This window comes from Verrucomicrobiia bacterium (assembly GCA_035765895.1).
Taxonomy (GTDB): Bacteria; Verrucomicrobiota; Verrucomicrobiia; order Limisphaerales; family DSYF01; genus DSYF01.
Window position 1 is genome coordinate 44023 of record DASTWL010000034.1, and the last position, 17805, is coordinate 61827.

General features: G+C 61.9%; 18 protein-coding genes. 2 read left to right on the top strand and 16 right to left on the bottom strand.

Annotated features, from left to right (window positions below):
* Nucleotides 1-147: 147 nt before the first annotated feature.
* Together VFV96_07325 and VFV96_07330 are read left to right on the top strand one after the other, a co-directional pair.
* Complete coding sequence (locus VFV96_07325) at nucleotides 148-1161, top strand: glycoside hydrolase family 5 protein (GenBank protein ID HEU5070207.1); 1014 nt, start codon at nucleotides 148-150, stop codon at nucleotides 1159-1161.
* Between the two features lie 87 nt (nucleotides 1162-1248).
* Entirely contained in the window at nucleotides 1249-1800 is a 552-nt protein-coding gene (locus tag VFV96_07330) for a c-type cytochrome domain-containing protein (protein HEU5070208.1), read from the top strand.
* Nucleotides 1801-1899: 99 nt separating this feature from the next.
* Here VFV96_07330 and VFV96_07335 read toward each other — a convergent pair whose 3' ends face one another.
* The 16 genes from VFV96_07335 to VFV96_07410 form a co-directional block, all read right to left on the bottom strand.
* On the bottom strand, nucleotides 1900-2733 hold the full coding sequence (locus tag VFV96_07335; protein ID HEU5070209.1) for a CbiX/SirB N-terminal domain-containing protein: 834 nt from the start codon (nucleotides 2731-2733) through the stop codon (nucleotides 1900-1902).
* A 137-nt stretch (nucleotides 2734-2870) separates the two neighbouring features.
* The gene (locus tag VFV96_07340) at nucleotides 2871-4556 is read right to left on the bottom strand and encodes an NADPH-dependent assimilatory sulfite reductase hemoprotein subunit (protein ID HEU5070210.1); all 1686 of its coding nucleotides are present in this window, start codon (nucleotides 4554-4556) and stop codon (nucleotides 2871-2873) included.
* A 45-nt stretch (nucleotides 4557-4601) separates the two neighbouring features.
* Entirely contained in the window at nucleotides 4602-5924 is a 1323-nt protein-coding gene (locus tag VFV96_07345; GenBank protein HEU5070211.1) for a GTP-binding protein, read from the bottom strand.
* Between the two features lie 42 nt (nucleotides 5925-5966).
* Nucleotides 5967-6869: a sulfate adenylyltransferase subunit CysD gene (gene cysD, locus VFV96_07350; protein ID HEU5070212.1), complete on the bottom strand. Its 903-nt coding sequence runs from the start codon at nucleotides 6867-6869 to the stop codon at nucleotides 5967-5969.
* Nucleotides 6870-6949: 80 nt separating this feature from the next.
* On the bottom strand, nucleotides 6950-7624 hold the full coding sequence (locus VFV96_07355; GenBank protein HEU5070213.1) for a phosphoadenosine phosphosulfate reductase family protein: 675 nt from the start codon (nucleotides 7622-7624) through the stop codon (nucleotides 6950-6952).
* A 20-nt stretch (nucleotides 7625-7644) separates the two neighbouring features.
* Nucleotides 7645-7872, bottom strand: a complete 228-nt coding sequence (locus VFV96_07360; GenBank protein HEU5070214.1) for a DUF2061 domain-containing protein — start codon at nucleotides 7870-7872, stop codon at nucleotides 7645-7647.
* 390 nt (nucleotides 7873-8262) lie between these two features.
* Entirely contained in the window at nucleotides 8263-9333 is a 1071-nt protein-coding gene (locus VFV96_07365; GenBank protein ID HEU5070215.1) for a sulfate ABC transporter ATP-binding protein, read from the bottom strand.
* 4 nt (nucleotides 9334-9337) lie between these two features.
* The gene (gene cysW / locus VFV96_07370; protein HEU5070216.1) at nucleotides 9338-10213 is read right to left on the bottom strand and encodes a sulfate ABC transporter permease subunit CysW; all 876 of its coding nucleotides are present in this window, start codon (nucleotides 10211-10213) and stop codon (nucleotides 9338-9340) included.
* Between the two features lie 2 nt (nucleotides 10214-10215).
* Nucleotides 10216-11049 (bottom strand): sulfate ABC transporter permease subunit CysT, encoded by an 834-nt coding sequence (gene cysT, locus VFV96_07375; GenBank protein HEU5070217.1) that lies wholly within the window; start codon nucleotides 11047-11049, stop codon nucleotides 10216-10218.
* Between the two features lie 2 nt (nucleotides 11050-11051).
* Complete coding sequence (locus tag VFV96_07380; protein HEU5070218.1) at nucleotides 11052-11816, bottom strand: succinylglutamate desuccinylase/aspartoacylase family protein; 765 nt, start codon at nucleotides 11814-11816, stop codon at nucleotides 11052-11054.
* A 56-nt stretch (nucleotides 11817-11872) separates the two neighbouring features.
* The gene (locus VFV96_07385) at nucleotides 11873-12871 is read right to left on the bottom strand and encodes a sulfate ABC transporter substrate-binding protein (protein ID HEU5070219.1); all 999 of its coding nucleotides are present in this window, start codon (nucleotides 12869-12871) and stop codon (nucleotides 11873-11875) included.
* Nucleotides 12872-12925: 54 nt separating this feature from the next.
* Nucleotides 12926-14251, bottom strand: a complete 1326-nt coding sequence (locus VFV96_07390; protein HEU5070220.1) for a porin — start codon at nucleotides 14249-14251, stop codon at nucleotides 12926-12928.
* Nucleotides 14252-14351: 100 nt separating this feature from the next.
* Nucleotides 14352-14537, bottom strand: a complete 186-nt coding sequence (locus VFV96_07395) for a YezD family protein (GenBank protein ID HEU5070221.1) — start codon at nucleotides 14535-14537, stop codon at nucleotides 14352-14354.
* A 166-nt stretch (nucleotides 14538-14703) separates the two neighbouring features.
* A complete protein-coding gene (locus tag VFV96_07400) occupies nucleotides 14704-15168 on the bottom strand; it encodes an Rrf2 family transcriptional regulator (GenBank protein HEU5070222.1) in 465 nt (154 codons plus the stop codon).
* 1 nt (nucleotide 15169) lies between these two features.
* A complete protein-coding gene (locus tag VFV96_07405) occupies nucleotides 15170-16636 on the bottom strand; it encodes a PLP-dependent transferase (GenBank protein ID HEU5070223.1) in 1467 nt (488 codons plus the stop codon).
* Nucleotides 16633-17790, bottom strand: coding sequence for a PLP-dependent aspartate aminotransferase family protein (locus VFV96_07410; protein HEU5070224.1), 1158 nt, complete (start codon nucleotides 17788-17790; stop codon nucleotides 16633-16635). Before VFV96_07410 ends, VFV96_07405 begins: the two co-directional genes overlap by 4 nt.
* Between the last annotated feature and the right edge of the window lie 15 nt (nucleotides 17791-17805).

Below are 17805 nucleotides of genomic sequence, written 5' to 3' on the forward strand. Positions count from 1 at the left end.
AGAGGACAAACCGGGCCGGCTTCAAAGCGCGAAATCGGGTCCGCGGCGAAAAACAATCTCACTCGCTCATTCTGCGTCCGACGGCATGTCATCAAAACACATGATGGCGGCCGGATGCGAATCCGGTCATGATCCGCCTGACGCCCAATGCGCACGAAACTGTTTACCCTGTTGCTCCTGCTGGCGAGCGTGGTCCTGACGCCGGCCCAACCGCAACCGCCCGACGTCTCCGCGCAAAGCCGGGAGCTTGGACCCGGCGTGAACATTCTCGGCTACGACCGCATCTGGCAGGACCGCGCGCAGGGTCGTTTTCAACCCAAATACTTTCGGCTGCTCAAGGTGGCCGGCTTCCAGCACGTGCGCCTGAACCTGTTTCCCTTCCGGCAAATGGAGGCGACCAATCACTGGGCCATTCAACCGGTGTGGTTCGAGACACTGGACTGGGTGCTGCAACTGGCGCGGGAGCAGCAGCTCAAGGTCATTCTGGACCTGCATGAATTCACGGTCATCGGCGAAGACCCGGCCGCGCACAAGGAACAATTCCTCGCGTTCTGGCGGCAACTGGCGGCACATTGCCAGGACGCGCCGCCGGATGTCCTCTTCGAGGTGTTGAACGAGCCCTCCAAGAAACTCACACCGGAACTTTGGAACACCTACTTCCGCGAGGCGCTCGCCATCATTCGCGAAAAAAACCCCACCCGCACAGTCGTGGTCGGACCCGGCTCCTGGAATTCACTGGATCACCTGGCCGAACTGGACCTGCCGGCGGACAATCATCTGCTGGTCACGATCCACTATTACCAGCCCTTCAGCTTCACCCACCAGGGCGCCAGCTGGGCCGGAATGACCAACCAAACCGAGGTGGCATGGAATGGCACGGACGCCGAGCGCGCGGCCATCGACCGTGACTTTGCCAAGGCAGACGCATGGGCCAAAGCCCATCATCGGCCCCTCTACCTGGGCGAATTCGGCGCCTACGACCGCGCGCCGATGGCTTCCCGGGTGCGGTATCTCGACGCCGTGGCGCGCGCGGCCGAAGCCCGGGGCTGGAGCTGGTGTTACTGGCAATTCGCGCGGGATTTCTACGTTTACGACACGCAACGGGACGCCTGGGTGGAACCGATTCTGCACGCTCTGATGCCGGCAAAAAAGGCCAAGTAAGCGCCATTTACACCCGCGATAAGGTTCTTGTAACCTGCGGTGTCGGGCAACCGTCCACTGAATCGGTTGCAACCAAAGAATCAAACCATGCAAAAAAACAAACTGGTCTTCCCGCTCATTGCCGTGAGCCTCGCGCTCATGTGCGGCGCCAGCCGGGCCGATGAAGAAACCGCCGCCAAGCCGGCGCCCAAGAAAGTCGAACTGCCGCCCGCCGCGACCAAACCAGGCGTGACGTTCGCCAACGACATCAAACCCCTGTTCGACGCCTCCTGCGTCCGCTGTCACAGCGGCCCGCGCGCCAAGGGCAAACTGCACCTTGATACGTTGGAGGGCGTGTTGAAGGGCAGCGAAGACGGCCCGGTGCTCACCGCAGGCAACAGCGCCAAGAGCAAAATTGTTTTCGCCGTGGCGCGGGTGAATCCCAAAACCGCCATGCCGCCGGAGCCGCGCAAAGGCCGCCCCGGAGCGGGTGGCCCCGCCATACATGACGGCCCGCCCGGTGCCCAAAACGGCGGTGAACATGCCCAAGCCCAACGTCCGGGCGGCCCCGGCCCGCACCCGCAAGGTCCGCCGCCCAAGCCGCTGACCCCGGAACAGGTCGGCCTGGTTCGCGCCTGGATTGATCAAGGCGCCAAGTAAGCCGGAGGTCTGCTTTCCACGGGCGCGCCCGCCAGCCGGGTGCGCCCGTTTTGTTTTCGGCTGCGTGGACAAAACCGCGCGAACGCCGGTGGAAAGACTTCAAACCGTCGCGGCCCGGACCCGTTCCAAAATCACCTCGGCAATGCCCGGCTCACTGCCGACACCGCGCGTGTAGAAAATTGTCTTTTCGGCCCGTTGCAGCGGATTTCGCCACGGCCATTGGCCCGCCTTGAGCCGCGCCTGCACGACCTCCTCGCGTTCGCCCAGCAGCACCGGAATGTCCTCGCAAACGTGCAGCCCGTCGCTCATGAAAAACGGGACGACCACAATGTTCGGCGCCGAAACGAACCGGGGAATGTCGGCAATGCGCGGTTCCTCTTCCAGAAAAGCCGGATGCACCTCGGCGAACAGATGACGCGCGGCGATGCGCTCCACCTGACGTTCAACCGACTTGCGGGAATCGGGATTGAGCGGCGTGCCGTGGCCGGCGATGACCAGGGCCGTGGTGGACCGGGCGACGGGGCTCGTTCCGTCCGCCTCCGCCAATGCCCGCTGCGCGCGCGCCAGGATGACCTCTGTCATCAGCGGATGCGTGCCCACGGGATCGCAGTAAAAAAGCGTTTGTTCGCCGCGCCGCACCCGGGCCGGCATGATGTCCTGCGCTCCCGCCGGCAGGCCGAGTTCGCAGGGAATGGCCTGCCGCGTGAAATAGCCTTCGCTCACGAAGAGCGGCACCGCGAACACGCGCGGGGTGCGAATGCCGGCCAGCACCGGGCCGATGCGCGGTTCGATCTTGAAGAACGCTTCGCGCACCTCCGCAAACAGGCCGCGGCGGCGCAGCTCGGCCGCGTGCTGATACACCGTCGCCCCCGAATCACCGTTCACGGTCGAACCATGGCCGATGAGCAGCAGCGTGGCGTCGGAGAAAGACACGGTTTGAGGGGGTTGAGGCGATACAAAGTCACGGTGAAACGGCCAAATCAGTTGAAAGGGTTCACTGAGTGAAACGTCGCTGGAAAGGCTCGATCACTCGTTCACCATTTCGCTGATCCTCAAATTCAACCACGCCCTCAGCACCGTTCCGGCAGATGCAATTCGGCGAACAACACCCGGGCGCACCAGTCGCCGAAGCGCTCACCGTTCTGGCGTTCCGCTTTGAAACGCACGAGCAGCGGCCGCAATTCGTCCAGCACGGTGGCGTAAGGCACGTTGTCCTTGTAAAGCCGGTTCATGCGCGTGCTCGGTTCGTTGCCGCCAAGTAAAAGCTGATACTTGTTCGGCGCGCGGCCCACGAGCGCGATCTCGGCCGTGTAAGGTCGGGCGCACCCGTTCGGGCAACCGGTGATGCGGATGATCAATTCCTGCTCCGGCAGGCCGATCTCCGCGAGCAAGGCATCCACCTTGGCCACAAACTCAGGCATGATGCGCTCGGATTCGGCGAGCGCGAGACCGCACGTGGGCAAGGCCACGCAGGACATCGAAGCCAGTTGGGTGGGCGTGCCCTGCCGAACCACGTTGACGCCGTGCCGTGTCAAAATCGCGTCCACCGCGGCGCGCTGCGCATCGTCGAGCCCCACGAGAATGACGTTCTCGTTGGGCGTGAAGCGAAACTCCGGTTTCACCTGCTCGGCTATTTCGCGCAGGGCCGTTTTCATCCGGGGCCCGTGGGCGTCGGTGATGCGTCCGTCCTGCACGAACAGGCCGAGGAACCATTTGCCATCGTGCGCCCGGTGCCAGCCGTAGGCGTCGCCCTGGCGTTCGAATTTGAACGGCCGGGCCGGGCCCAGCTTGAAACCAATGCGCTGCTCCAGTTCGTTGCGGAACCAGTCCACGCCGTGGTCCTCCAGGACGTATTTCAACCGCGCATGCTTGCGGTCAACGCGGCCGCCGAAGTCACGGTGAATCGTCACCACTCCATGCGCCACCGGCACCACCTGTTCCGGCGTCAGGAAGCCGATGACGTCCGCCAGGCGCGGAAACGTGGCGGGGTTGTTGTGGCTGCGCCCCATGCCGCCGCCGGCCGTGAGGTTGTAGCCTGCCAGCCGGCCGTTTTCCTCAATGGCGATGAACCCGCAGCAGTTCGCCAAAATGTCCGTGTCGTTCAACGGCGGAATCACGAAGCCGAACTTGAATTTGCGGGGCAGATACGTTTTGCCGTAAAGCGGATCGTTGACATCCGCCTGCGCGTTGACGCGCTCGAGGTTCAACTGCTCGCCATCCACCCAGATTTCGTGGTAGGCGCTCGTCCGCGGCAGGATGGAATCGGAAAGCCGCTTCGCGTCCGCCAGCACGCGCGAGCCCAGGCCGTTGGTGAAGGGCGTGGGCGGCGCGGTGACGTTGCGGACGACGTCGCCGCAGGCCGCGATGGTGGAAACCAGGGCCTGGTTCAAATCATGAATGACGGCGCGCAGATTGCCCTTCACGACGTGATGGAATTGAATCCCCTGCCGCGTCGTGATGCGGAGGGTGTTGTTGCCGTAGTCGCGCGCCAGCCGGTCAAACACCAGGTATTGCGCCGCCGTCGCCACGCCGCCGGGGCAGCGCGTGCGGATCATCATGATGTATTTCTTGCCGGTCTTGCGCAGGTCGCGGTCGTCCTGCTGGTAAACGCCATGGAACTTGAGGAACTGGTTGTCGTCCTCGCTGAAATGGTCCGCGGCAGGATCGGCGAGCGTCGCGGCAATGGTGCCGGCCAGCGACGGGCAGGACCGCTTCAAATCTTCGTTCCGCGAAAGCTTGGTGGTGGTTTCGTTCATGATTCGTGATCTCCAATTTACACCGCGCAGCCCAACACGCCGGCGTCAGATGGTAAACTCCTCGCTTTCCACGAGGTAAGGCTGCAGGGGCGCCTCCAGCATGCCCGCGCCCAGCGTGTGGTTGGTGCCGGGCTCGATCAAAATGAACGAGCCGGTCAGCCGGTTGTGGCGGTAACCGTCGAACACCAGCGGGCGCGCGGTTTTCAGGCGGATGTCGCCAATGTCATTGAGCCCGAGTTCGGCCGGCTGCGGCTGGGATTCAAAATTGGTGATGTCCACGCGGCTGGTGATGCCCGTGACCATTGCCTGCACCGTCTGCGTCCCGTGCTTGAGCCAGTATTTGCGCCCGGCCTGCAGGGGCTTGGGATTCATCCAGCAGATGCGGGCCTGCGCGTCCGTGCTGACGCCGGGCAGATTGTCGAGTCCCACGATGACGTCGCCCCGGCTGACATCGAGGTCGTGCTCAAGCTGGAGCGTCACGCTTTGCGGACAGAACGCCTCGGCCACCGTGCCGTCGTAGGTCCAGATTTCCTTGATCCGCGAGCGGTGACCGCCGGGCAGCACCGTCACTTCGTCGCCCACGCGCACGATGCCGCCCGCGATCTGGCCGCTGAGGCCGCGAAAATCATGCAGCTTCGGGTCCGTCGGATCGTGGGGCCGGTTCACCCACTGCACCGGAAAGCGGAAGCCGGCCATGGACCAGTCGCTCGCGATGTGGACGGTTTCCAGGTGACCGAGCAGCGGCGGCCCGGCAAACCACGGCGTGTGTTTGGAGCTTTCAACCACGTTGTCACCGTGCAGCGCGCTCAACGGGATGAACTTCACGTCGCGCAACACGTCGAGCCGCGGCAGAAAGGATTCGATTTCCTCGCGGATTTCGAGAAAACGGTCTTCGCTCCAATCCACCAGGTCCATCTTGTTCACCGCAAACACGACGTGCGGAATGCCCAGCATCGCCGCGAGGAAAGTGTGCCGGCGCGTTTGTTCAATCACGCCCTGCCGCGCATCCACCAGCACGACCGACAGGTTCGCCGTCGAGGCGCCCGTGACCATGTTGCGCGTGTATTGCACGTGCCCCGGCGTGTCGGCCACGATGAATTTGCGGCGCGGCGTGGCGAAGTAACGGTAGGCCACGTCAATCGTGATGCCCTGCTCGCGCTCGGCGCGCAGGCCGTCGGTCAGGTTGGCCAGGTTGATCTGGCCGCCGCCCGTGATGTCCGCGGAGCGCTCCAGCGCCTCGATCTGGTCCTCCATCAAACTCTTGGAGTCGTAAAGCAGCCGGCCGATCAACGTGGACTTGCCGTCGTCCACGGAACCGCAGGTGTTGAAGCGGAGAATTTCAACGGTGAGATGAGTCTGAGCTGTCATGGAAAAGCTGGCGTTGCTTGGACATTGGCCAACAGTGTGGCCTCAAAAATACCCTTGTTTCTTGCGGTCTTCCATGGCCGCCTCGCTCGCCTTGTCGTCGGCGCGGGAGCCGCGTTCGGTGACGCGCGCCGCGGCGATTTCCGCGATGATGTCGTCCACGGAATCCGCCGGGCTTTCCACCATGCCGGTGCTGATGATGTCGCCAATGGTGCGGACCCGGACGACCATTTTCTTCACTTCCTCCCTGGGCTTGGGCGGCAGCAGATTCGTCACCGGCAGCCATTGGCCATTGCGTCGGATGCATTGACGCTGGTGGCTGAAATAGATGGTGGGCACCTCGAGCTTTTCCTTCCGGATGTATTCCCACACGTCCATCTCGGTCCAGTTCGAGAGCGGGAAGACCCGCATGTGTTCGCCCTGGTTGACCCGGGCGTTGTAGAGATTCCAAATCTCCGGCCGCTGATTCTTGGGATCCCACTGGCCGAAGGCATCGCGGAAGCTGAAAAAACGCTCCTTGGCCCGGGCCTTCTCCTCATCGCGCCGCGCCCCGCCAATCGCGCAGTCAAACCGGAACTCTTCGATGGCCGCGAGCAGCGTGGGGATTTGCAGCCGGTTGCGGCTGATTTCGCCCGGCGTCGGCACGGCAATGCCCGACTGAATGGCGTCCTCCACCTTGCGGACAATCAGCTTGGCGCCCAGTTGCGCCGCGCGGCGGTCACGGAATTCGTTCAGTTCGGGGAAGTGATGGCCGGTGTCCACGTTCAACAACGGCATCGGGAAATCCGCCGGCCGGAACGCTTTTTCGGCCAGCCGCAGCAGGCAGATGGAATCCTTGCCGCCGGAGAACAACAGCGCCGGGCGTTCAAATTCCGCCGCCACCTCGCGCATGATGTGGATGGCTTCGGTTTCCAGATACTGCAGATGATCCAGGTGATATGAGCTCATGTGTTAACCGCAGATGCACACGGATAAACGCGCATCCGAACCGCGGCGCCGGCCACGTCCGAACGCATCATCCATCGTAATCAGATGCCGGCGCCGTCGGAAACAGCCTTGCCGCCCCATGCCGCATGGAGGCCGCACTCGCGCTTCTCATCGGCTTTCGCGGGGTCAAAATAGTCCCATTCGTTGGGGAGATCGTGCTGCCGCAAATACGCCTCCATCTCCGCGTCGCTCCAGTAAAACACAGGGCTGACTTTGAGCGAGCCGAAATTGGCATCGGCGCTGACGAGGTCCAAGCCGGCCCGGTTCGGGTTTTGCACCTTGCGCAAGGCCGTCAACCAGACCGTGGGCGCCAGTTCCCGCATGCCGCGCTGGAAAGGTTCCAGCTTCATCACCGTGCTGAACGCCTTGATCCTTTCCTCGTTCTCGGGCGTTGGCTCGGGCATCCCGCCGTAAACGGCGTCGTAATGCGCCGCGGTCAACTTCGGCAGGTAGGGCTTCAAATTCAGTTTCAGCCGGGCCTTCAACTGCTCGGCATGCCGGTAAGTCGCCGGCCGGTTGTAACCATGATCCACCCACAACACCGGAATGTCCGGCTGCACCTGCGTCACAAGATGCAAAATGACCGCCTCGTAGGGTCGAAAATTGGTCGAAACCAGGGCCCGGCCGCCGGCATGGGCGATGGCCCATTTGACCACGTCCAAGGCGCTTTGATCGCGCAGATCGGTGTTGAGCTGATTCAATTCTGATGGGGACAACTGACTCATAAATGCTTGCGTTAAATCGTATAATCGTCCTTGGGCTTGACCCGCCCGAAGGACAGCTTGTTCCAAATCCGTTCATGCACGTAGTAGAGCGCCACCTTCGTGAACAGTTCCACAAACCCAATGCTGAAGGCCATTTTGACCTGACCGGTCACCAAAAACGAAATGACAATCGTATCAACCGTGCCGGTTGCCCGCCACGAAATCGCCTTTACGATGCTCCGATGAGGTTTCTCAGTCATATCGCGCGCCTTGCATCAACCCACCCGCCCCTCGGGAGAGACGAAAAATGGCGGCCGATTGCCGCCAGTAACACGAACGCCCACAAATAACGACCTTTTACGTCGTTAATCTGCCAAACTCCCATTCGACGTCAAGCAGGATGATGCAAAGGGGCGTATCCGAGCCCATGAAAAACGAAAGGGCTGCGAAGCCCCGGTTTCCGGATCGGATTTGGGACCATCGCATTCCTAGGCACGCCTGGCTTGCATTTCTATCTGGTCGGCGCGGCCGTTCGCTCCGGATTAATTTGACGAGAATGTCGGCGCTCCCGAGGCCGTGTCCAGATACGCCGGATGCAAAAGGTCAGCAGTGGCTGCGATTCTGACCGGGGGGCAGCAGACTACATGTCACTAAATCGAGTAATCCTCGGGGAAGACCCGGATGTTACGGAGCTCAACAAATAGGGTTTCGCCCAGTTTGGGGCTGAATTCGCGGAACTGCTCCTTGCTCAGCTGCACCACAAAGGGTGAACCATTATCGAGCCTGACGAGTTCCAAATGCGCCACCGGACCGGCGGCATGCTGGCGGACAACCCGGGCAGCCAACTGGTGGCGCCCGCTCGGTTCGCGCGCCACATGGATGTCATGCGGACGCACAAAGGCAACCGTTTCGGTTTCGTTCACCTCGGTTCCCAGCGAGGTCGCCGCCGAACCTATGACCAACTGCCCATCGCGGCGACGCGCGCGAAAGAGATTCACGTTGCCCAAAAAATCATATACAAAAGGCGACGCTGGGCGATCGTAGACTTCGTCGGGTGTGCCCATCTGCTCGACGCGTCCTGCACGCAAGACCGCAACCCGGTCGGCAACTTCCAGCGCCTCCTCCTGATCGTGCGTGACAAAGAGGGTGGTGACGTGAATTTCATCATGCAACTGACGGAGCCAGCGGCGCAAATCCTTGCGCACCTTCGCGTCCAGCGCACCGAACGGCTCGTCCAACAATAGCACCTTTGGCTCGACGGCCAGGGCGCGGGCCAGTGAAACCCGCTGGCGCTGGCCGCCGGAAAGCTGCGACGGATACCGTCCTCCAAGCGGTTCGAGCTGGATGAGCTGAAGCAGCTTTTCAACGCGCGAGCGAATCTCGGCTTCGCTCGGACGCGTCTGGCGCGGGCGAACCCGCAGTCCGAAGGCGATGTTTTCAAACACCGTCATGTGCCGGAATAGCGCGTAGTGCTGGAAAGCGAAACCTGCCTTGCGTTCGCTCGCGGGAAGGTGCGTAACATCATTGCCGTCGAACAGCACCTGCGATTCTCCCGGATCGGGGAATTCTAAACCGGCAATCACACGCAGGAGCGTGGTCTTGCCGGAACCGGATGGGCCCAGCAAGGCGACCAGTTCGCCGGATTCCACTTTCAGGTTGACGTTGTCCAGCGCCGTGAAACTGCCAAAGCGTTTGGTGATGTTGCGAACTTCGATGCTCATGAAACTAGCTTTCAGCCGTGGTTTCCGCGGCGCTGCGCCACTCGACCCAGGTCTTGATGCCCAAGGTCACCAGCGCCAGCAGCGTCAGGAGCGACGCCACGGCGAACGCGGCCACGAAGTTGTATTCGTTGTAAAGAATCTCGATGTGCAACGGCATGGTGTTCGTTTCGCCGCGAATGTGGCCGGACACGACGGACACCGCACCGAACTCGCCCATCGCACGGGCATTGCAAAGGATCACGCCGTAAAGGAGGCCCCACTTCACGTTGGGCAGCGTCACGCGCCAGAACGTCTGCCAGCCCCCCGCGCCCAGCACCCGCGCAGCTTCCTCCTCGCTCTTGCCCTGCGCCTGCATCAACGGAATCAACTCGCGCGCCACAAAAGGGAAGGTCACGAAGATCGTTGCGAGCACGATGCCCGGCACCGCGAAAATGATCTGGATGTCATGCTCGATCAGCCACGGCCCGAGCAATCCCTGCGCGCCGAACATCACCACGTAAATCAACCCCGAAATGACCGGCGACACGGAAAAAGGGAGGTCAATCAGTGTGATGAGCAGTTGTTTGCCACGGAACTCAAACTTCGCAATCGCCCAAGCCGCGCACACGCCAAACACGCAGTTCAACGGCACCGAGATGCCCGCCGCCAGCAAAGTCAGCTTCACGGCGCTCAACGTGGTTTCATCCGCGAACGACCCGAAGTAGGCGCCGAAGCCCTTGGCCAGCGCCTGCGCAAACACCGCTGCCAGCGGGATGAACAGAAACAAACCGAGAAACACCAGCGCCCCCGCGATGAGCAGCCGGCGAATCCACGCCGGTTCGCTCGTGGCGCGCGGCGGCGCGCCCTCTCGCTTGCGTCCAAGTGACGAAATCACATTCATGCTCAGGCCAGATGATGATGGCGGCTGTTCCACCACTGAATCAGGTTGATCGTGAGCAGCAGGAGGAAGGACGCCAACAGCATCACCATTGCCAGCGCGATGGCGCCCGCGTAATCGTATTGCTCCAGTTTCGTCATAATGAGCAGTGGGACGATCTCTGTTTTCATCGGCATGTTGCCGGAGATGAAGACGACCGAGCCGTATTCGCCGAGGGCGCGGGCGAACGCCAGCGCGAAGCCCGTCAACAGCGGTGGAATCAGCGCGGGGAAGATGACGCGGCGAAACGTCTGCCAGCGGTTCGCCCCAAGACTGGCCGCCGCTTCCTCGACCTCCGTGTCAAAGTCCGCCAGCACCGGCTGCACCGTGCGAACCACAAACGGCAGTCCGATGAACGTCAGCGCCACCCAGACACCGACCGGCGTGAACGCAACCCGGATCCCGAGCGGCACCAGGAGTTTTCCGATCCACCCGTTCTGGGCATACACGGCCGTCAGCGCGATGCCCGCCACGGCGGTGGGCAGCGCGAAAGGCAGGTCCACGAGGGCATCCACGAGCCGTTTACCCCAAAAATCATATCGCACGAGCACCCAAGCCACGAGGAGTCCGAAAATGACATTCACCAAAGCCGCGGAAAGCGACGCCAGGAACGTCAGGCGATAGCTTGCCACCACCCGGGGCGCGGAAATGGCCGTCCAGAATTCCGCCCACGACATCGAAGTGGTCTTCCACATCGTGACCGCCAGCGGAATGAGCACGATCAGGCTCAGATAAAAGATCGTGAAGCCGAGCGTCAGTTTGAAGCCGGGCAACACACTCTTCTGGTGGAAGCGAAACATGATTATAGATTCGCAGCGTAAGCGATAAAGCGGCGGTATTCACGAAGCATCGTCTCCAATGCCACAACAAACGCCCGCTCCTGCAAATCCGGCGGGGCGTGTTGCGGCGTCTCAAATACGATCTCGAACGGGCGCGGGCGCAACAGCGGTGGCGCGCTCAACACGCCCGAATAGCCTTGTCGGCAAATCCCCTGCCGCGCGTCAAAGCCGTCAATGACCGGGTGTTGATTCACGGGCAGAATCGTTTCCGCCGCCTGCAACGCCGGACGCAGCAATTCCTCCGTGAACAGCGCGCCGCTGGTGAAGCCATACAGCCCATCGCTCGTGTCATCCGTGTGCAGCGCGATCAGACCATCGAAACGGTTGTCGGTCAGTTCCCGCTCCAGCAACCGCACCTCGGGTTCGGTCGAGCCGCGCCAGAATTCGCGGTTCAAATCCTTGCCCGACGCGGCGTGGCGGGTTCCGGCGACGAAGCCAGCGAGATTGCAGACGGGATAGATCGAAAGATAGTAGCCGCGCGCAATTTCTGGTTTGCGCTCCAGATGTTCCGCAAAGCGGACGAGGCCAAACGCGCTGGCGGGCTCGTCGCCGTGCAGCCCGCCAAACAGCCCGATGTGAATGGACGCGGCGCCGCCCGGTTCCCCCAAAAACAAGTAGCGCGGCAGCACCGCACCTTCGTCATCGCACCCGTTCAGTGGCAATGGACTCGCAATAAACGCCGGCAAGCGGGCGGCCAAGGCATCCAGCGGCGCGAGGATATCAGCCAAGGAGCGCCGGCAATTGCTCGCTGGCGCTTTGCTAGCGTCCATGAGGGAGGAACGGCTCATGGCTTGAAGATCTGGTCAAACGTCCCACCATCGGCAAAGTGGGTCTTCTGCGCGTTCTGCCAACCGCCGAACGCATCTTTCACCGTGATCAAGTCCACCTTGGGAAAGCGCTCCAGATCCGCCGGATCGGCGTATTCCGGCTTGAAGGGGCGGTAGTAGTGCTTCGCAATCAGCTTCTGCGCTTCCGGTGAGTAGAGGTGTTCGAGGTATGCCTGCGCGACCTCAAGATTGCCCTTCTTCTTCGCGTTTTTGTCCACCACCGTCACCGGTGGCTCGGCCAGGATGCTGATCGAAGGCACGATGATTTCAAACTCGCCCTTGCCCAGTTCGTTCAGCGCCAGAAACGCTTCGTTCTCCCAGGCCAGCAGCACGTCGCCGATGCCACGTTGGACGAATGTGGTGGTCGAGCCGCGCGCGCCCGAGTCCAGCACCGGCACGTTCTTGTAGAGCTTGGTCACGAATTCGCGCGCCTGGTCATCGCCGCCGTATTTCTTTTTCGCAAAGGCCCAGGCAGCCAGATAATTCCAGCGCGCCCCGCCAGAGGTCTTGGGATTCGGGGTGATGACCGACACGCCCGGTTTCACGAGGTCATCCCAATCTTTGATGCCTTTGGGATTGCCCTTGCGCACCAGAAACACGATGGTCGAGGTGTAGGGCGCGCTGTTGTGGGGCAGCCGCTCCTGCCAGTTCTTCGGCAGCTTTCCCGTGCGTTCCGCAATGGCGTCAATGTCGTAGGCCAGCGCCAGCGTGACCACATCCGCCGGAAGACCGTCAATCACCGCGCGGGCCTGCTTGCCCGCCCCGCCGTGGGATTGCTGAACGGTGACTTCGTCGCCCGTCTTTTGCTTCCAATACTCAGCGAACAACTTGTTGTATTCCTGATACAGTTCGCGCGTCGGGTCGTAGGAGACATTGAGGAGTTTGTATTCTTTCGCAACTGCGGGAAGCGTGACGGCTGCGGCCAGTGCGAATCCAAGGAGAGTTTTCAGTTTCATGACCGTTATCCTTTCGTTTTGAATGCTTGTCTATGGTTCTTCCGCCCCGGCACATTAGAAGCGGAATTGCACGCGTGTGATGATGGCGTGCTCGTCCCGCAGGGATGCGCCGCTGAATTCCGTCCAGTTGTAATCCGCCGAAAACCGGACCTGCGGATTGAGATACCAGTTGATCCCGCCGCCGTAGCTGCGCGCGCGCGAAGGCGATGTCGCCGCGCTGGCGAAGGTGGGAAACGCGCCGTTGTCCACATCCAGTTCAGTGGCACGTGCGACAACCTGCCAGGCGCCCCAGCCTTTCTTGTCTCCGAAACCGACCGGCCGGGCCGGCTTCACGCCACGAAAGGTGGATTCCTCGCCGGTGAGCACATAGGAGGCCGTCACCTGCCACGCGGTGTTCTCGATCGAGTCCGAAACCGCGCCATTGCGCAGTTCTTGTGATGACACAACGTATTCCGCGAGCAGGCCGAACGGGCCGTTGTAATAATAGAGCTGCGGCGCCACTCGCCAGACGGTTCCATCGTTAACCGTCCCCGAGTTCCATCGGAAGAACGTTTGTTGCCCCACGGTGCGGTAGCCCGACGGGGTGCCTTCCGAATCGCCGTAGGTCCCAGCGATGCCCAAACCGAGCCCTTTCAACGCATCGTTGTCGCTGGTGGCAAACGGCGTGACGAAGAGTCGCGCTGCGACGGTCTTCTCGTCGTCCGTGTCCGTGACCGTGCTGCCGCCATCCGTGGTGCCGTCGAACACTCCAACGTAATAGTCGAGCTTCCGATCCAACACCTCCCCGTGCAACGCGAGCCCGATGTCACGGTTCGGCACAAGGCTGGTGGGATAGCCCATTTCATTAAACAGGTTGTTCTCCCGGGATTGGTAGCGTTCCAGGCCCACCGGCACCTTGACCTTGCCCGCGAGCACTTGGAATTCGGGTTTGATTTGCCAATTGAGCCATGCGTCGAGCAGCGTTGGCGTCGAGCCCGCAAAATCCGGCATGACCCGAAAATCAAACTTGTCGTAGAGCGTGCCGGTGAACTCGAGGCGCGCCCGTCGAATCAGGAACGTATCGTTGCCCGAGACGCCGCCATCGTCCGGGTAGAATCGTGCGTCCGCCTGCACCAGCGAACGCAGCCGCAGCTTGAAGGCGCCGTCGGCGCTTTCGAGCGCGAAGCCCTTCTCGCCCACGCTGAGAACGGGCGCGGGCTTGGCCTTGGCGGCGGCTTCCTGGTCGAGTTCCTGTTTGCGTTCGAGCACGCGCACTTTCTGGTCAAGTTGCTGGATTTGTTGTTTCAATCCCTCAATCGTGTCCGCGTCGTCCGCGGCGAATGAAGTTCCGATGACTTGCGTGCCCGCGAGCCCCGCAAGCAACCACTGGCTGAGTTTCATGTGTTGTTTGATTTTTCATTTTGCGCTCCTTCCAGTGGTCTGGTCAGTTGCTCTTGGGTTTCTCTGCTGAATGCCGCCGGTGTTCCGGTGGGCGAAAATCTCAATTCGGCGACCGCTCCAAGCGGACGCGCTCCGTCTTCTCAATTTGGACCACCTGCGAATCATGCACCACGATTTGCACCACGCCGAAGCGCAGCGACCCCACCTGACGGCGAACCAGCTCGAGCCAGGCGTCTCCCGCCCCGCTCGCTGCGGGCATCGGCTGCTTTTGCATTTCGTGCTTCATTTTAAATAACGAGTAATTCACTCGTCTTTCTGATGAATAAATTGGCGGCAATCATGCCGCCAAACAGGCCAAGTCGTTTAATAACGACTTGATGAGTCGTTAATTTATGAAGTGCGATGCCCAAGTCAACATCCGAGTGAAATTTATTTCCGCTCCAGAAGCGGCTTCAAATCCCTTCGCCCCCCACGAAACCGGGGGCGAACACTTCCTTGTTCTGGACCGGTGCTCCCTTGGCCACGGTTTCCAGGGTCGCGCCGTCCATCAGGTTTGTGGCGTAGTTCCGCACGTCAAGAAAGACGCGCCGAAAGCGGCAGACGGGCTCCTGCGTGCAGCGCTGGTAACCCGAGACGGAAACGCATTCGAGCGGCGCAATGATGCCATCGAAGTGCCGCACCACCTCACCCATCGTGATTTTCCCGGGCGCCTTTGCCAGCAGAATGCCGCCGCGCACCCCAGGCACGCTGTCCACCCAGCCCTGGCGCTTCAAATCGAGCACGATCTGTTCGAGGAAGCGCTTGGGCACGTCATTGCGGCGTGCGAGTTCGCGAATTGGAATGGGCCCGCGGCCGTAGTGTTCCACCAACGTGAACAGCGCCCGCAGGGCGTAATCAGTTTTTTTGGAGACACGCATGTCAACCTCCCGCCCGCAACGCGGCGTCAAAGCGTTGCCACAGTTCTTCGGGCTCCTCGAGCCCCACGGACACGCGGATCAAATCCCGCGGCACGCCACACGCCTCGGCCCACTCGAGCTCCGTGTAATGCGCCAGCAACGTGAACGGGCACGCGAGGGTGAACACCGTGCCCAAACTCGGCCCCTTGCACACGCGCAACGCATCAAAAATCCGCGGCGCCGTCGCGGCGGCGTTTTTCGGCAGAAAGGTCACGAGCGAACCCCAACCGCCCTGCGGCCGCCGCACCGCCTCGTAGGCCTCGCTGAATTCCCATTTGGGATACCACACGCGTTCGACGAGCGGATGCGCGCGCAGCTTTTCCGCGATGAACAGGCCGTTCGCATTGTGGCGGTGCATCCGGTGCGGAAACGTGCGCGCCTGCTCCGCCAGCACGGCGGCGTCGCCGCCCCAAAGGAGTTCCTCGTGCTGCGCCCGCACAATGGCTTTCAACTCCGCGTGCAGCGGTGAACGCGGATTGCAAATCAGGGCGCCCGCCATCACGTCGCACGTGCCCGCGACATATTTGGTCAGGCTCGTGGCGATCAGGTCGGCGTAACGCCCCAGATCCACGTTCACGGGCGACGCCACCACGTCGTCGGCAATCAGCGGAACGCCGTGCTGTTTCAAAATCGGCGAGATGCGTCGCACGTCCGCCGAACCGAGCAGCGGGTTGCCCGGAATTTCGCAGAACGCCGCGGCGACTTGCTCGCGCGACAAAATTTCGCGCAAGCCCGCCTCGATGTGGTCAAGGTCGTGCAATAAATGCGTGCCCGTGCCGAGCTTCTGTTGAAGCTTGAGCGTGTCCACATAGGGAAAGCCCATCTGCACGGTGCGCCAGTCGGGCCGGCGCTCGTTCACCGCGCGCAGCGCGGCATATTGCGCCGCCATGCCGGTCGGGGCGAGAAACACATCGTCCGGCTCGCAGTGGTAGAATTCCGCCAGGCGTTTGCGCAGCGATTCGCGCAGCGCGGCGGCATCCGCAATGTCGGCCCGCCCGGCCAGCGCGGCTTCCGCCTGGCGGCTGCAAACAATCAACCCGGTGTGCTGCCAGAAATCCTTCAGCGCCTGCGTCCCTTCATCCGTGGTGATGACTCCGAAGACCCCCTTGCCGAGCACCAGGTTGGCGGAAGTGCGCCCGGCGAACCGGACATACGCGGCGGCAATCTTGGCGACCTTGAGCGAAGGGAACGGCAGACACGGATGGCCTTGACCAATTTGTTTTGCCAGTTCGCGAACGAGCGGATGAAACACAAACCGCGGATAGCCGAGCTTGAGTTGATCGACAACTTCCGGCCGCTTTTCCTCGTAACCAACGACGTCCGACCAGCGCGGCAGCGCCATGGACACGGCGTGGATGGAGTCCGGCAACGGTAGTCCCACTTCCGCCCCCTGCCAGACGGGATCCTTGAGCAAATCGCGCGCATTCATCCGAGCATCACCTGCAACGTTTCCTCGATGTCGCGGCGCAAATCCACCACATCTTCTATGCCCACCGAAAGGCGCAACAGACCGTCGCCGATGCCAACCTTGTGCCGCACTTCACGAGGCACGGAGGCATGGGTCATCGTCGGCGGATGACAGATCAAGCTCTCCACGCCGCCGAGGCTTTCGGCGAGCGTGAAGTATTTCAGCTTGCGGCAAAACTCCAGCGCCTTCTCCGCCGAACAATCGAGTTCCGCGAGAAAAATGCCCGAGCCGGCCTTCATCTGCCGCTTCGCCAGCGCATGTTGCGGATGGCTTGGCAGAAAAGGATAACGCACGAGCTTCACGCCTTTGCGCTGCTCCATCCAGGCGGCGAGTTCGAGCGCGTTGGCCGAATGCCGCTCCATGCGCAGCGCGAGCGTGCGCTGGCCGCGCGCGGTGAGCCACGCATCGAAGGGCGACGGCTGGAGGCCGAGCGCCTTCTGCGCGAAAATCATCTTGTCCTGCCACGCCGGCTCATTGGTCGCGACGATGCCGCCGAGGCAGTCGCTGTGGCCGTTGGTGTATTTCGTGGTGGAGGAAAGCGAAAGCGTGGCGCCCAGTTCAACGGGGCGCTGGAGATATGGCGACGCAAAGGTGTTGTCCACCAGCACCGGCGCGCCGACTTCCCTTGCCACCGCACTGATGCCCGCAATGTCCACGATCTTGAGGAGCGGATTCGTCGGGCTCTCGAGCCAGACGAGCGCGGGCTTCACTTCGCGGATGGTGTTCCAATTCGCCTCGTCAGCCAGGTTCACGTAGCGCACTTGCACGCCAAACTTGGCGAAAACCTTGTCGAACAGCCGATACGTGCAGCCATAAACATTTTCCTCCGCAACCACCACGTCGCCGGACTTGAGCGTGGAAACCACCGCGGTGATGGCCGACACGCCGCTGGCAAAGCAGGTGGCGAACTGCGCACCTTCGAGCGACGCAGCGCTCTGCTGGAGCAGGCGGAAGTTCGGGTTGCCCGAGCGCGTGTAATCGAAGCCGCCCGGGTTGCCGCTCTCGAAGGTGGAGGTCAGGAACACCGGCGGCATCACCGCGCCCGTGCCCTCCGAGAAGCCGCAGCTCTCGTGGACGGCGCGCGTGGTGAAGCCCGATTGGGGGTCTGCACTCATGTCATTGAAACCGGA